14 protein-coding genes are annotated in these 15659 nt (G+C 46.4%); 6 read left to right on the forward strand and 8 right to left on the reverse strand.

The genetic code is table 11. The features are described from left to right. Positions 1 to 139: 139 nt before the first annotated feature. Positions 140 to 1684, forward strand: a complete 1545-nt coding sequence (locus tag Q8L79_RS07030) for a cation:proton antiporter (protein ID WP_305269505.1) — start codon at positions 140 to 142, stop codon at positions 1682 to 1684. A gap of 66 nt (positions 1685 to 1750) precedes the next feature. Here Q8L79_RS07030 and Q8L79_RS07035 read toward each other — a convergent pair whose 3' ends face one another. From Q8L79_RS07035 to Q8L79_RS07045, 3 genes are all read right to left on the reverse strand, one after another. After that, positions 1751 to 2125, reverse strand: coding sequence for a DUF2784 domain-containing protein (locus tag Q8L79_RS07035; RefSeq protein WP_305269508.1), 375 nt, complete (start codon positions 2123 to 2125; stop codon positions 1751 to 1753). A 330-nt stretch (positions 2126 to 2455) separates the two neighbouring features. Beyond that, on the reverse strand, positions 2456 to 4417 hold the full coding sequence (locus tag Q8L79_RS07040) for a M48 family metallopeptidase (RefSeq protein ID WP_305269511.1): 1962 nt from the start codon (positions 4415 to 4417) through the stop codon (positions 2456 to 2458). A gap of 20 nt (positions 4418 to 4437) precedes the next feature. Continuing rightward, positions 4438 to 5028: a LemA family protein gene (locus Q8L79_RS07045; RefSeq protein ID WP_305269513.1), complete on the reverse strand. Its 591-nt coding sequence runs from the start codon at positions 5026 to 5028 to the stop codon at positions 4438 to 4440. 90 nt (positions 5029 to 5118) lie between these two features. On the opposite strand from Q8L79_RS07045, the gene Q8L79_RS07050 reads away from it, so the two are divergent. After that, positions 5119 to 5871: a ceramidase domain-containing protein gene (locus Q8L79_RS07050; protein WP_305269516.1), complete on the forward strand. Its 753-nt coding sequence runs from the start codon at positions 5119 to 5121 to the stop codon at positions 5869 to 5871. 89 nt (positions 5872 to 5960) lie between these two features. On the opposite strand, the gene Q8L79_RS07055 is transcribed toward Q8L79_RS07050, so the two are convergent. After that, positions 5961 to 6287 (reverse strand): hypothetical protein, encoded by a 327-nt coding sequence (locus tag Q8L79_RS07055; protein ID WP_305269519.1) that lies wholly within the window; start codon positions 6285 to 6287, stop codon positions 5961 to 5963. A gap of 118 nt (positions 6288 to 6405) precedes the next feature. Next, the gene (locus tag Q8L79_RS07060) at positions 6406 to 7098 is read right to left on the reverse strand and encodes a rhomboid family intramembrane serine protease (RefSeq protein WP_305269582.1); all 693 of its coding nucleotides are present in this window, start codon (positions 7096 to 7098) and stop codon (positions 6406 to 6408) included. Between the two features lie 181 nt (positions 7099 to 7279). Here Q8L79_RS07060 and Q8L79_RS07065 point away from each other — a divergent pair, with 181 nt between their 5' ends. Then, a complete protein-coding gene (locus tag Q8L79_RS07065) occupies positions 7280 to 8614 on the forward strand; it encodes a DEAD/DEAH box helicase (protein ID WP_305269521.1) in 1335 nt (444 codons plus the stop codon). A gap of 69 nt (positions 8615 to 8683) precedes the next feature. Here the strand turns inward: Q8L79_RS07065 and Q8L79_RS07070 are convergent, their stop codons facing one another. After that, a complete protein-coding gene (locus Q8L79_RS07070) occupies positions 8684 to 9073 on the reverse strand; it encodes a response regulator (RefSeq protein WP_305269523.1) in 390 nt (129 codons plus the stop codon). A 358-nt stretch (positions 9074 to 9431) separates the two neighbouring features. Here Q8L79_RS07070 and Q8L79_RS07075 point away from each other — a divergent pair, with 358 nt between their 5' ends. After that, complete coding sequence (locus tag Q8L79_RS07075; RefSeq protein ID WP_305269525.1) at positions 9432 to 11030, forward strand: NAD(P)/FAD-dependent oxidoreductase; 1599 nt, start codon at positions 9432 to 9434, stop codon at positions 11028 to 11030. Between the two features lie 81 nt (positions 11031 to 11111). Here Q8L79_RS07075 and Q8L79_RS07080 read toward each other — a convergent pair whose 3' ends face one another. Beyond that, entirely contained in the window at positions 11112 to 11468 is a 357-nt protein-coding gene (locus Q8L79_RS07080) for an outer membrane protein assembly factor BamE (protein ID WP_305269527.1), read from the reverse strand. A gap of 53 nt (positions 11469 to 11521) precedes the next feature. After that, positions 11522 to 14041, reverse strand: coding sequence for an EAL domain-containing protein (locus Q8L79_RS07085; RefSeq protein WP_305269529.1), 2520 nt, complete (start codon positions 14039 to 14041; stop codon positions 11522 to 11524). Between the two features lie 288 nt (positions 14042 to 14329). Here Q8L79_RS07085 and cysD point away from each other — a divergent pair, with 288 nt between their 5' ends. Together cysD and Q8L79_RS07095 are read left to right on the forward strand one after the other, a co-directional pair. After that, positions 14330 to 15238, forward strand: a complete 909-nt coding sequence (gene cysD, locus Q8L79_RS07090) for a sulfate adenylyltransferase subunit CysD (RefSeq protein WP_305269530.1) — start codon at positions 14330 to 14332, stop codon at positions 15236 to 15238. A 47-nt stretch (positions 15239 to 15285) separates the two neighbouring features. After that, positions 15286 to 15627, forward strand: coding sequence for a four helix bundle protein (locus tag Q8L79_RS07095; RefSeq protein WP_305269533.1), 342 nt, complete (start codon positions 15286 to 15288; stop codon positions 15625 to 15627). The last annotated feature ends 32 nt before the right edge of the window (positions 15628 to 15659 follow it).

Raw genomic sequence — 15659 nt, forward strand, 5'->3', positions numbered from 1 at the left:
ACTGCGGCATGCATGCAAGTCATTCATACCGCCCCTGCTTCGGATTACATCGTTCTTTGTCTAATTACTTACAAGATATTCTATTTTAAAAATCGCGTTATCATAATCAGCAATTGTACTTATTTGGACAGGTTTTATTATGGAATTACTTTGGGTTGGCGCTGCGTATATGGCAGGCTTGATAACCAGCCGATTATATTTACCCCCCTTGGTAGGCTACCTGATGGCGGGATATATTTTGAACGCTTTCGGCATTGAGGCCAACGAAACACTTAAGCATTTGGCCGATATCGGGATTGAATTGCTATTGTTTACAGTCGGCCTGAAATTGAAACCTTCCTCGCTGTTACGTCGCGAAGTGCTTAGCGTCGGCAGCCTGCACTTAATTATCGTAACCTTGGCTTCTGCGCTGGTTTTCTTCGGCTTTAATGGGCAAGTTACCGGCGGCTTAGTGATAGGCGTAAGCTTGGCTTTTTCCAGCACCGTTCTCGCCATTAAAGTGCTGGAAGATAGCGGCGAACTTTCCACCCTATATGGACGGGATGTTCTAAGTATATTAATTTTACAAGACATTGTTGCCATCGGCCTGCTGGCTGTCGCTAATAACAAACAACCCTCGCCTTGGGCGCTTTGCCTTTTGCTGCTGCCTTTTCTTCGCCCTTTGGCATATCGGTTGCTGAATGCCAGCCGCGACGATGAATTGAAATTGTTATTGGGCGTAACCTTGGCGTTGGCAGGTGGCGTGTTGGCAGAAAGCGTCGGCATTTCCAGCGACATCGGCGCATTGCTGATGGGGGTTATGTTGGCTGGACATATCAACATAGACGATCTCGCCAATAAACTATGGGGCTTAAAGGAAACTTTGTTAGCCGCATTTTTCCTTCAAATCGGCTTGGCCGATTTGCCGGGTTATGACGAAATTGTGCAGGTGTTGGAGTTAATATCTCTGTTGCCATTGCAAGGCATACTTTTCTTTGTATTGTTTTTACTGGTCGGGTTGCGTGCACGCACGGCTTTTGTTTCTTCGCTGGCGTTGATGACCTACAGTGAATTTGCATTAATCACCTCGAATGTCGTCGTCGAAGCGAACCTGCTTCCACCCGCCTGGGAATCTGTCATTGGTCTGGCAGTAGCACTTTCCTTGGCTATTGCGGCACCCTTAAATCGATTTTCGCACCGTATATTTTCCTTTCTGGAACCGACCTTGGTTCGTTTTGAAAGGAAGGTCGAACACCTGGACAGGCTACCCAACAGTATCGGGGGTGCGGAATGGCTGGTGGTGGGCATGGGCCGTACCGGCATTTCTGCATATCTCGCTTTTAGCCAGCAAGATACGCGCGTATTGGGGTTGGACGCCGATCCTACCGTTCTGAAAAACTTACTTGCCGAGGGCCGAAGGGTGGTTTACGGTGATGCCGAAGATTCTGCGCTATGGGAGAAACTACCCTTGGAAAAAGTCAAAGGGATTATTCTTACCATGCCGGCATTCGAAGTAAGGTCATCGTCGATCAAGCAGTTGAAAAACAGGCAATTCGCCGGTTCTATCGGTACGGTTTGCTTTCATAACCATGAGGAAAGCAAACTTTATCGATTGGGAGCTACCTTTGTCATTCATCCCTTTATCGAAGCGGGTAAACAATTGACTGAACATATGCTGGGCTCAACCCGCAAGATGGATTTGTAAAATTAATCCTGAAACAGGCTTTTAAAATCAGTAACTCGCCTTACCTGTTGCCACCCGCTTCTCCGACTATTTTGACCGGGAACTCCGCAATCGATAAACAAGCCCCCCGTATATCGCAACGTTGATGAATATTACCAAACCTGCCAGCCCAAATTGAATGTCTCTCGTAAGTCCGGCAGGATAGATAACAGGTAAAAGATAATGCTCAATAAAGCTAGTTGAATAACCGGCATCACCGGCAATGCGACGAAGTCCGACTTCCATCACCGTAAGCGGACACAGTCCTCCGGTCAATTCAATGAAAGCTCCCCAGCAGGCCGCCGGTATATGAGCCAGCACAATCCAGGGAGAGCGAAGCGCAAGCAGGCCACCAAAAATAACGAAGCCGATAAACAGGAGATGAAGAATAAGAACAGAGTCGGCCAGGAGTCGATAGATCATTTCATTTTCGCTACTTCCCTAGCCGGGACAATGAGATGGCTTGCGCATATTGGATTATGGCCCGCAGGTGAGTGAATCTGCGAATCCCTGCTTATTGCTGTTCAAATGACATAGCATTTGCCAACTCTAATCATTTGTCTTTTTCCCGATCGGTTACTACGGCATAGACGACATAAATGGCATAAATTACGGTTAAAATATAAATTATTGCTGACATAATTATTTACCACGTTAAATTAATTTTTTTATTTTTTGTCTAAGTGCCGGTTTAACTGAGCTTTTAGACAACCCGTACCGCTTTATTGAGAATATACCACAATGATCCAGATGCTATCTATCGGCATCGAAAACAAACGGTGGCAAGGGACAATGCAAGGTTGCGCATATTGCTCTTAGCAGTTCCGCTTCAGGAGAGGTGACTTTGCCGTCATGAGCGATTACCAACGCCAACGCGGAAACCAGGGCTTGTTTGTCTAGCATCTGTAGTCCGTCCAGCTGATTTAACGCAGTATCTGTGGCAGATATCCAATCCTGGGCTGGCGCATAACGGGGCCATTGCCCCGTATCTATCAGCATTTTTATACGCTGCTCATAGCGCCCCAAGCATTCCATCCCTTTTTGGTAGGCTGCGCCGGTTTCGGTATGGCTTTGTTTTGCCATTACCGAAAATAACGCGCCGACAGCTTCCGGCAACTGGGTCAAACGCAGATTTTCATGTCGGCGTTGCGGGTGAGCGGCATCATTCAGGTGAGTTTTTAAAACGCGGGACAAGGCGAACTCAAACGTATCGACAACACCATCAACCTCAATCAACTGTTGTACCAAATCGGCTAAGCGTTCAAGCTGGTCCAGCGGCCGGTTTTTAATGAGGGGGAAAGCGATTTGTAATAAAGGCAGGCGAAACGCTGTGTCTAGTTTTTGTATCTCCAAATGCAAAGCTTCCGCGGCCATTGTTGTCGTTCCGCCCGATTGTTGGGCAATACAATCTAATTGCGTTCGACGCACGGCCTGGTTTGCATCAAGCAGCAACGCCAACACTAACGGCAAGGCATCAGTGCCGGAATGAGCGGCGCGATAAAGATCTTCGGGTATCGACTGGCGCAGGCTTGAAGCAAACTGTATATGCTCTTCAGCAGGCAGGCCTATCGTTTCTGTCACTGCATCCGGCGTTACGGCAAAATGTTGCGGCGCAAAACCCTCAATCGATAAGCTTTCATCGGCGACTTCCGGGCCGCTTTGCGAGTGATCAGGCATTGCATCAGCAAGCCGGTCTATTTCAGACTCATCAAAATTCGGCTCCAATGCTTTGATACGCTGAATCAAAGGCGGATGCGTCGCCAGCAATGAGCTGAATGATGCGCTGGACGCAAACAGCATGTGGCTGACTTCTTCGGCATCCACTGTGCGTAGTTCAGAGCCTTGCTGAACGGCGGCTATTTTTTTTAATGCGCCCGCAATGCCTTGGGTCTGACGGGTAAATTGTACCGCTGAGGCATCGGCCAGAAATTCACGTTGCCGGGACACCGCCGCTTTGATCAGCTGACCGAAAAAAACGCCGATATAGCCGATCAAAAACAGCCCTAAACCGGCCAGATAAATGGCGGCTGTACTGTCGCGGCGGGAATTATCGGAACGGATAGTGCCGTAGCGGGCGCTGTTCAAAACCGCCCTACCGATCAGACCGATGACCAGAATGCCGAACAGAAGGCCCATCAACCGTGTGCTTAAACGCATATCGCCGTTGAGGATATGACTGAATTCATGGCCGATTACGCCTTGCAACTCGTCTCTGGTAAGCGTTTCCAGCATACCGCGGGTAACCGTCACTGCCGCGTCGCCGGTGGTAAATCCTGCCGCAAAGGCGTTAATGCCGGGCTCCTGTTCCAGCACATAAACTTCCGGCATCGGAATACCTGAAGCAATCGCCATTTCTTCAACAACGTTATACAAACGGCGGCGTAGCGGATCCTTACTCTCGGCGGTAATCAACGTGCCGCCAAGGCTGCGCGCGACTTTTCCGCCACCCGAGCTCAAGGACGCAATTTTATAAAGACTGGACAGGCTGATAAAGCCGATAGTGGACAGTGAAATACCCGCCACCAGCGACAGGTTATTGATGATCCAGTTAAAATCGGGCAGTGTCGCAGTTACCGTCTCATCACCCGAATTAATGATCAGCGCCGCTATCACCAGGTTGACCGCCGCGACGATCGCAATTACGGCCAGCATGAACATTACAATCAAGGAACGAGTTTTACGGAGGGCATCATCCTGGCTTTGAAAGAAATTCATCTTCTTCACCTATAAGGCGGTTAAGTAAAAGAAACTCTCGGTATCTGGCGTTTTTCCGGCGCTTCTATTTCCAGATGTTCGGCAGGATTGAAATTAAACATGCCGGCCAGGATATTGTTGGGAAAATTCTCCCGGCCGTTGTTATAGGTCATGACCGCATCATTAAAGGCCTGTCGGGCAAAAGCGACTTTGTTTTCGGTAGATGCCAGCTCTTCCTGAAACTGCATCATGTTCTGGTTGGCTTTGAGATCGGGATAGGCCTCGGCCAGTGCAAACATTTTGCCCAGACTACCCTGAAGCGTAGCCTCGGCGCTTGCCAACTGCCTGATCGCTTCGGGATCGGAAGGGTTTGCTCCGGCGGCCTTAAGCCCTGTCACTGCGGCATTCCTCGCGCTGATAACGGCATCCAGCGTCTCCTTCTCATGTTTCATATAACCCTTAACGGCTTCAACCAGATTGGGTATCAAATCGTAACGCCGGGTCAATTGAACATCTATCTGGGAGAAGGCATTTTTTACGCCGTTGCGCAAGTTGACAAGCCTGTTGTAAATACTGATAAAAAACAACGCAACAACGATGATAATACCGATTAACGCGAGTAATATAGGCATGATAATATCTCCACGAAATACCAAGAGTGACCTAATCATACAAGAGCGATTACTATCTGTCCCTTGTTATTACCACCTAATTTATAGCTTATGCTCGCCGATAATCGCCTGAAAATCATGTTGGCGATAATTGCCGCCGCAATTATCGCTATTTTTAGCGGCGACCCTATCGCCCAGGACCCGGCTTATCATAACTTCGCCGACCAACGCCGCATCTTCAACATAGCCAATTTTTTTAATGTGCTATCCAATTTACCGTTCGTCATTATCGGTATTATGGGAGTCAGGCTGGTCGCGTTACGTAAGGCAACCGGTGGATTGGCCGAATTACAGGCGATGTACTTGACGTTTTTTGTCGGGGTGTTTTTAACCGGCTTCGGTTCTGCGTACTACCATTACCAGCCCGACAATCAAACCCTGCTGTGGGACCGTCTGCCGATGACGATAATCTTCATGGCCCTGTTCAGCGCTATTGTTGGGGAATATATTTCGACTCGGCTGGCCTGGAAATTATTTATCCCGTTGCTGGTATTGGGCATTGCTTCTGTGATTTACTGGTATGTGACAGAACTGAACGGTCACGGCGATTTGCGCGCTTACGCGCTGGTGCAGTTTCTACCGGTTTTACTGATGCCGCTGATCCTGTGGCTGTTTGACTCAAAGTTGGATAACGGCACGTATATCTGGGGCATCATCGGCGCTTATACGGCATCGAAACTCATGGAATTGTTCGATGCCGAACTTTACCGCATTATTGGTTTGCTCAGCGGGCACTCGCTAAAACATTTGGTCGCCGCGTTCGGGACGTTGATTTTTTATTGGTCATTGCGGAAGCGCCGTTGATCTCAAAACGGGCGCTGGAAAAAGTAACGGGCACAAAAAAAGGTATGTCGAAATCGACACACCTTTTTTTGTGCGAATAATCGAAAAAACTAAGCTTTTACCGCATCGGCAATTTCATTAAACGCTTCAACTCTGGCTTTACCTGTTTTAATCAGGTCAACTCCCGCATCGACCACCATCTTGCACAATCCTGGTGTTTTGTAGACCATCAAGCCTAAATAACCAACAACAGGAATGGCGATAAAGGCCGCAATAAAACCGTTAATCCCAACAACTCCCATCAGTTTTATAAGCAATACAACAGCATCCAAAGGTAATAAAACCATAGCGCCAAAATAGACTATTACCATGAATACGGACACCACAAAAACTACAAACTGAAGTAGCCTGACCAACGCAACGTTAACTTTTTTCATATTACTTTCAATTTCCCGATAGAATTTAAGGGGTCTTTTTAGTCAGAAAATGACTCCCGACCCTAGTGTGTTGTCAATAAAACTGCTTTTTTAAGCTGCAAATTATACCTTAACACGGTCAAAATAATTCATTTTTTTCGGCTTGGTCTTCTTTACGAAGAAACAGCTTATATAAAACAGAGCCTGCAATAAAGCCGCCTACATGAGCCCACCATGCCATATCGACAGCCCCCCCCCCAAATAGCATTGCTGTTGTCGCGCTGTGTAATTGAATCAAAACCCACAAACCTAAAAAAGCAATCGCCGGAACATGAATGACGATGGGTAAAAACAATATAGGAACCCACACCACAACGCGTTCAAGCGGATATAGAAAAAAATAAGCTGCCAATACACCGGCTATGGCACCTGATGCGCCGACAACCGGAATAGCAAGGTTTGGATCAAAAAGCCATTGTAAAAAAGTAGCCAAAAGACCACACGTTAAATAAAAAATTAAAAAGGACAGCCGCCCCATTCTATCCTCTACATTATCGCCAAATATCCACAAAAACCACATATTCATGATAAGGTGCGCCCAGTTTCCGTGCAGAAACAGGCTGGTCAGAAAAGACAAATAGCCATCAAAAGGCAACCCATAATACGGATTGGTATAGCGAATAGGCACCATGCCGTAAAGATTAATAAGCCGATAACTTAGCTGATCGGGCATCAATTTCATCGTCACGAAAACAATAATACAAACCGCCATTATCCCCCATGTGACTAAAGGCCTTGAATGGCAGGGTGCTGTGTCTCTAATTGGTATCATCGTTCTTCCTGATCTAGGTAGGCGCAAGGACGTTATCCCTGCTTTTAACCTAGCTTAAAAGCTAAAAAACCGATTTGCAATGAATAGTTATTTAATCATAACCCTGACCGCAAAAAGTCTATAATACACGCAAAGATTGATTCCTATCATCCTTGCATTTTAGCAACCCACTTAAAGATTCATGCATCCTAATTCAATAGAAAAAACCCCATCGTTTTCAGGCCTATCGCTAGATGAACAACTGCTGTCGGCAGTTAAAAAGCTTGGTTTTGAGCAGCCTACACCCGTCCAACTACAGTCGATTCCGCTTGCTCTGGAACACAAAGACCTGCTGGTTAGCGCCGAAACAGGCAGCGGAAAAACCGCTGCATTCTTGCTGCCTACACTGCATCATCTGTTAACCCTGCCCCCTGGAAAATCCGGTGTGCGCGCCTTGATACTGACGCCGACCCGAGAGCTGGCTCAGCAGATTTTTAAGCACTGCCAACAATTGACCGAATTTACCGACCTGAAAACCGGCCTGATTACCGGTGGCGATGATTTTAGGCTACAACAAAACATGCTCCGCAGAAACACGGAAATTGTTATTGCGACTCCAGGCAGGGTATTGGAGCTGATGGAGCAAGAGATTCCGGACTTTAGCAATCTGGAAGTGTTGATACTGGATGAAGCCGATCGCATGCTTGATATGGGCTTTAGCGAAGACGTGCTGACCATCGCCAATAGCTGTAACACACAACGACAAACCTTGCTGTTTTCAGCCACCTTGACCCATTTCGGCGTCATCAAAATGGCTGACAAGGTGCTGACAAATCATGAAATCGTTGCCTTAAATACATTGCATGACGGACACCGTAACATTGAGCAGCAAATTGTGCTGGCTGACGACAATGATCATAAACAAAAATTGTTGGCCTGGCTGTTGCTAAATGAAACCTATGACAAGGCGCTGGTCTTTACCAATAGCAGGATTCAGGCAGACGCTCTTCGCGGACCGCTTCGTGGACAAAAACTCCGTGTTGGTGTGTTGCATGGAGAAATGGATCAAAAAGATCGCAACCGGATGATGGAATTATTTCGCGAAGGTGAAGTCAAAGTCATGCTTGCTACCGACCTTGCCGCTCGTGGACTGGACATCAAAGGCATCAATCTGGTCATTAATTTTGATGTACCGAGAAATGGCATCAATTACATCCATCGCATAGGCCGAACAGGCCGGGTCGATGAACTGGGCCTGACCATTGCACTGGTAAAACACACTGAATGGAACTTAATGTCCGGCATTGAGCGCTTTTTGAAACAGAAATTCAAACACCGCAATATCAAGGAGTTGGAGGGCAAGTATAAAGGCCCCAAAAAACTTAAAGCTTCCGGGAAGGCAACAGGCGGCAAAAAGAAAATAGAACCTAAAAAAGCTGCTGTCGAAAAAGTCAAAATACGTGATCGAGACAAGAAAAATGTCGGTAAAAGACGTGTGCCGACCAGTAAGCCGGACGTAGAAGTAAATCAGCCATAAAAAAGGCCCCATTCGCAATCTACTGTTGCGAATGGGGCCTTTTTGTTTTTGGCAGCCTTATCTAACGTATTAGGAAAGTTTGCCTACGACTTGTTTAACCAAGTTATCCGGCTTAAAGGGTTTTACAATATAGGACGTTATTCCCGCCATAATGGCTTCTTTTACCTTGTCTCCTTCAGATGAAGATGTCAGCATTATCCAGGGTGGCGTTTCTAATTTAGCATCGGCTTTTACAGCCTTAAACAAATCAAGACCGCTCATGCCCGGCATGTTCCAGTCGCATACCACGATATTAATCTTTACCTTCCTCATCATTAACATTGCTTCTTCCCCACCCGGCGCATCAAAAACATGGGTAAATCCGGCCTCTCGCAGAATAGCTTTGGTTAGTGTCCGCATTGAAGCTGCATCATCGACAATCAGAATTTTTTTCTGTAGCAATTCTTGTGATATTTCCATTCTTGTTCCAAATTACACTTATTATGAGCACTGCAATACTTAATTAATATATTTTACAAGAACTCGAGGAGCCCGACAAATAGAATGTAAAAATAATGTTAAATAACTTATTATTTACGAAACCAGCTAACCAACCAGGGCGCATAACTAACAGCAAGCCCGATAACCACCAAAATAACGCCAATCGCCATCAGTAACTTTCCGAATGTCATTTGTAGCCCCACTTTAAATGTACATCCATAATCATTATGCTCAGCTAACAAGAAAAGCCCTATTAAGGTAAAATAATAACCATTATTTTACACTGTCGCCAGCAAAACAGTCGGTTCTGTAACAGGAACCTATCGGAATACATTACATGTTGAGAATCACTGAACTTAAACTCCCCCTCAATCACCCGGAAAACATGCTCAAAACCGCCATAATTGATCGGCTTGGCATCAGCACAGAGGAGCTCATCACTTATACAATATTCCGGCAAGGTTTCGATGCGCGAAAACGCAATGCGATCTTGCTTGTTTACACCGTTGATATTGAAACCGCAAACGAACAGACGCTTCTTAATCACTGGCAAAACGACCCTCATATTTCCTTAACGCCTGACAGCACTTATCGTTTTGTAACCCAAGCGCCAAAAGATTTGTCGTTACGTCCTGTTATCATAGGTACTGGGCCTTGCGGGCTGTTTGCCGGATTGATTCTGGCGCAAATGGGCTTTCGGCCAATCATTCTGGAACGCGGAAAAGAGGTGCGGGAACGTACCAAAGATACTTTCGGCCTTTGGCGCAAGGGCGTGTTTAATCCTGAATCCAATGTGCAGTTTGGCGAAGGCGGTGCAGGTACTTTTTCTGACGGTAAGTTGCACACCCAAATCAAGGATCCGAATCACTACGGACGCAAAGTACTCACTGAATTTGTCAAAGCCGGTGCGCCGCCTGAAATTCTCTATGTCAGCAAGCCTCATATCGGTACATTCAGACTGGTCACCGTAGTAGAGCAGATACGCGCCGCTATCGAATCACTAGGCGGCGAAATCCGTTTCCAAAGCAGGGTTGAGGACATCATTATTGATAAAGATCAGGTTCGCGGCGTGATACTGGCCGGCGGCGAAACCATTAACACAAATCATGTATTGCTGGCAGTCGGGCATAGTGCGCGCGACACCTTTAAAATGCTCTATGAGCGAGGCGTTTACATTGAAGCCAAACCTTTTTCCATCGGCTTTCGCATAGAACATCCGCAGTCATTGATCGATACTTGCAGGTTTGGCGGCAATGCCGGTCATCCGTTACTGGGCGCTGCCGATTACAAGCTGGTGCATCACTGTAGCAACGGCCGCTCTGTGTACAGCTTTTGCATGTGCCCCGGCGGCACCGTGGTAGCTGCCACCTCGGAGGCAGGGCATGTAGTCACCAATGGCATGAGTCAATACTCGCGCAACGAACGTAACGCTAACAGCGGCATTGTCGTTGGCATTACGCCTGACGATTATCCCGGACATCCCTTGGCAGGCATCGACTTTCAACGCCGCCTGGAAGCGGGCGCCTTTAAGTTGGGCGGGGAAACCTATGAGGCGCCGGGACAGCTGGTTGGCGATTTTCTCGCTCAACGCCCCTCTTCGGCACTGGGTACGGTACAACCTTCTTATACTCCGGGGGTTCATTTATGCGATCTCAGCTCGGCTTTACCTGATTACGCTATCACTGCGATACGCGAAGCCATCCCCGCTTTTGATAAAAAGATAAAAGGCTTTGCCATGAAAGATGCGGTATTGACGGGTGTCGAAACCCGCACCTCATCGCCTATTCGTATCAAACGCAACGAATATTATCAAAGCATGAATATCAAAGGGCTATATCCGGCAGGAGAAGGAGCGGGCTATGCGGGCGGGATTCTTTCTGCGGCTGTGGATGGCATCAAAGTCGCCGAGGCATTGGCTTTGGATATGATCAAATAAACGCCGCGTATTTGCCATGAAGAATGTGCAGGAGCGACTTCACTAAAGTCGCTCCTGCAATCAAGTTACCTGACCTTTAGCTCATTTCGAGCGTTTGGTGGTATTGAATACAAAAGATGTAACAACACCACGGTTATCAAATTTAACAACCAGATCTTCGGTACTGCCATCACTAAATAAACTGTAATAGTAGTTTCCGTAAGTCCATGTTTTCATGCCATTATCAAGACCTGTTCTCCAGGGAGCCCCAAACGTGGTATAGATGTCATTCTGAGTAGTTTCCCCTATCTTGATGGCTGATACCACTTGGTCTGCGGGGAACTCATGCCCAACCGTAGCGCATCCCGAAGTCAACAGGAACATCACCACAACCAAGCCGCCTAAAGCTTTCCGTAGGCCTCCTGCAAAGTGTGCTGAACAAAAAAAATCAATTTTCATATTTACCTCGCCATCCGTTATAAAAAATATCGTAATATTAATATATCACTAAATTATTGCTTTGCCTTTCTCAACCAGTGTTCAAAAAACTGGTCTTCCGGCAATGGCTTGCTGAAATAATAGCCCTGATAGCAAAGACATCCATTTTGTTTTAAAAACTCCAGCTCCATTTTCGATTCAACACCTTCCGCAACAACACCCAGATTCATATGCTGGGCTATCGCAATAATGGTACCCACAAAAACAGCATCATCTTCATTTTTGGTAATATCCTCCACAAAGGATTTATCAATTTTTAACTGATCCACCGGCAAATGTTTCAGATAACTCAATGAGGAATATCCGGTGCCGAAATCGTCTATTGAAAAGGTATAACCCAATTTTTTCAACTGCTTGATTCTATCGATAGCGGCATCGACATCATTCATCAACAACCCTTCGGTAAATTCCAGCATGATTCTTGACGGACTTATCTGGTACTGCTTAACAAGCCTGCCAAGTATGCCCATAAAGTCGCCATGATAAAACTGCCTCGGACTGATATTAATCGCCAGATGAGGCAAATGCACCTGCTGCCTATCCCACTGCCTAAGATGAATAAATGACTGCTCAAGCACCCAGGCACCCACCGCCTGAATCAAACCGCATTCTTCCGCAATAGGAATAAACTTATCGGGCGGAATAAAACCTTTTTTCGGGTGATTCCAGCGAATAAGGGCTTCCGCCCCCATAAGGTTGCCGTGATAATCAACCTGCGGCTGATAATACAAAGACAGCTGATTTTCATCCAATGCCTGCCGCAGCTCCTTTTCGATCAGCATCCTTTCCATAGCGGCTTCCTGCATACTGTCCTGAAAAAACTGCAACATATTGCGACCACTTTCTTTAGCGCGATACATTGCCGTACCGGCCTGTTTAAGCAAGTCATCAGGGGAGTTCTCGGAAAACATCGCAATGCCGATACTGGAAGAAATATAAAGCTTGTGGTTCATGACCGAATAAACCTGGCAAATAGCCCGTTGCAGTTTCTCCGCAACATGCCGGGCTTCATTACATGCCAGTTCGATTTGCTCGCTCAATTCGGTCAAAATAACCACAAACTCATCGCTGCTGATACGGGCGACCGTATCGCAATCCCTGACGCCGATCTTTAATCGATAGGCGACTTCCACGAGAACCCTGTCCCCGGCCGAATGCCCCAGGGTTTCATTAATATTCTTGAAATGATCGAGATCGATAAAAAAAAGCGCGCCGTTCTTTCCGGACCTTCCGGTAATCGCCAACTCCTGAGCCAAGCGATCATTTAATAAACGTCGATTGGGCAGCTCAGTTAAAGGATCATAAAAAGCCAGGCGCTTAATTTCTTCTTCATCATTTTTTAACTGGCTAATATCGCTGAAAATAGCCGCGTAATTGCTGATCTCATTGGTTTCATCATCCCTGATTTCGGTAATGGTCAGCAACTCAGGATAAACCTCGCCGTTTTTGCGCCGGTTCCAGATTTCGCCTTGCCAGAAACCCTGTTTATTAATTTTTTCCCACATTGCATAGTAAAACTTTTTATCGTGCCGTCCCGAGCTGATAATGGCCGGGGTTTTACCGATGACTTCCTCTTCCGTGTAACCGGTAATCCGGGTAAAGCCGGAGTTACATGTCTGAATAACGACATATTTATCGGTGGTGATAACGCCTTCCTGAGTGTTATCGATAATCTTTTTCGCTAAACAAAGACTCTTTAACGAGTCTTTTAACAATGCATCCCTATGCGCCAGGGATTCTTTAAGCTCTTCGACATAAGTACTGCGAAATCCCGCCAATATGTCAGTCAGATTGATAATGCCGATTAAATTATTTTTATTGTCACTGACGCCAAGATGCCGAAAATCGTTTAGAAGCATCGTTTTCTTGGCGTGGTAAAGGCTTTCATGCTCATTAACGGTAACAAGATCCCTGCTCGCATAATCCGCAACGATTGGGTTCAGCATTAAAGAAGCCAGTGCCTTGACCACATCCCGTTCAGTCAGAATGCCGACTGATTCATCGGGAAATTCAACTCTTATCGCATCCGAATGCGAAGACTGCATAAGCTTGCTCGCTTGTGCCACGCTCTGCGTTGATTGGATCATCGGCGGAATAGGTTTTAATACACTGCCCGCCGTTTTTAAAACCAGGAAAAACTCAAAATTGTGTTTCTTGACCACATCAGTTTGAGAAATGAGGCCCCGCTGCTTGCCTTGATCATCGGTTACGACATAATGGCGAACGCCATCTTTTTTAAACTTAAGCGAAACTTCCTCCAGGCTCGCATTCTCATTAACACAGATAACCGGACTGCTCATGCCCTCGGATACGGGTCTGGAGCGTGCATCAGGCGACGAGAAGTCAACTTTCAACACATCCCGTTCCGTCCAGATACCGATGATTTCATCATCAACTACAATCAAAATAGCGCTACAATTTCGCTCCGCCATTTTGACGGCAGCCTCGTGCATCGTCTCACTTGGCAGGCAGGTCAATAAACTGGTTTGGGTAATATCCTTTATTGAAACAGCATTTAAATCCAAATTGCTCATGTATCCCCTAATTTATATGCGCATTAGCCGATAAATAATATCATCAAGAGGTGCTATTAACTAAAACTTAGCCTCACTAAAACGCCGGATAAATTATCAGCTGCAAATCAGATAAATAACCGTCTTAAGTTATTCCCCAAGAATTCACTATTTGCCTAAAAACAGGTTCAACCATCAATAAATCCCAAGCAAATCTGGCATTAAAAGCCCGTTCAAATTAAAATAACCGACTTCTTATTGAGCGTATTCAATAAATATAGCGTGATCTCCAAACCTGACGGACTTTTAATGACTGATTATAAACTGACACACCTTAAACAGCTGGAAGCTGAAAGTATTCATATTATTCGTGAAGTTGCGGCCGAATTTGAACGTCCGGTGATGTTGTATTCCGTCGGCAAAGACTCTGCCGTCATGTTGCATTTGACCATGAAGGCTTTCTACCCCGGCAAGCCGCCTTTCCCTTTGCTGCATGTGGATACCACCTGGAAGTTTAAGGAAATGATCGAGTTTCGCGACCAGATGGTCAAGAATCTGGGTCTGGAGCTGCTGATTCATGTGAATCAGGACGGCGTAGATCAGGGTATCGGGCCTTTTTCCCACGGCAGTAAAACACACACCGACGTGATGAAAACCGAGGGCCTCAAGCAGGCGCTGAATAAATACCAATTTGATGCGGCTTTCGGCGGCGCGCGGCGCGACGAGGAAAAATCGCGCGCCAAGGAACGGGTGTATTCGTTCCGCGACAAGAACCATCGCTGGGACCCCAAAAACCAGCGCCCCGAATTGTGGAACATCTACAACGGAAAAATAGACAAGGGCGAAAGCATTCGGGTATTCCCGCTGTCCAACTGGACGGAACTGGACATCTGGCAATACATCCATTTGGAAAATATCCCCATCGTGCCATTGTATTTTGCCAAAGAACGCCCGGTCGTTAACCGCGACGGCATGTTAATCATGGTTGACGATGAGCGCATGCCGATCGGCCCTGATGAAAAAGTTGAAATGAAAATGGTGCGTTTCCGTACCTTGGGCTGTTATCCGTTGACCGGCGCAGTTGAATCGACCGCCACCACGCTGCCGGAAATCATTCAGGAAATGCTGTTAACCACCACCTCGGAACGCCAGGGACGGTTGATAGACCACGACCAATCCGGTTCCATGGAGCAGAAAAAGCGCGAAGGGTATTTTTAAAAGCAGGTAAAAGGTTCAAGGGGGCAAGGTTCAAGGTTTGAAACGGCATGCGATTTGAAGATTTGGACGTTTGGAAACGCGCATGTAGATTGTGCGTGGAAATTTATAAAACCCTTAAAGAATGCAGAGACTCCGGTTTTAAAGACCAAATTACCCGTAGCGCATTATCCATACCCAGCAATATTGCCGAAGGTTATGAACGAAATACAAACAAAGATGCAACTAAATTTTTCTATTACGCTAAAGGCTCAGCGGGCGAGCTGCGCACTCAGATTTATATCGGCATGGAAATTGGATATATCCACAAACAAGCCGGATTAAACTGGATACAAGAAGCCCAAGAAATATCAAAGATGCTATCAGGCCTAATCAAAGCCCGCATATCTTGACATCGAACCTTTTACCTTGAACCTTTAACCTT

The sequence above is a fragment of the Methylobacter sp. genome (assembly GCF_030680395.1).
Taxonomy (GTDB): Bacteria; Pseudomonadota; Gammaproteobacteria; order Methylococcales; family Methylomonadaceae; genus Methylobacter_A.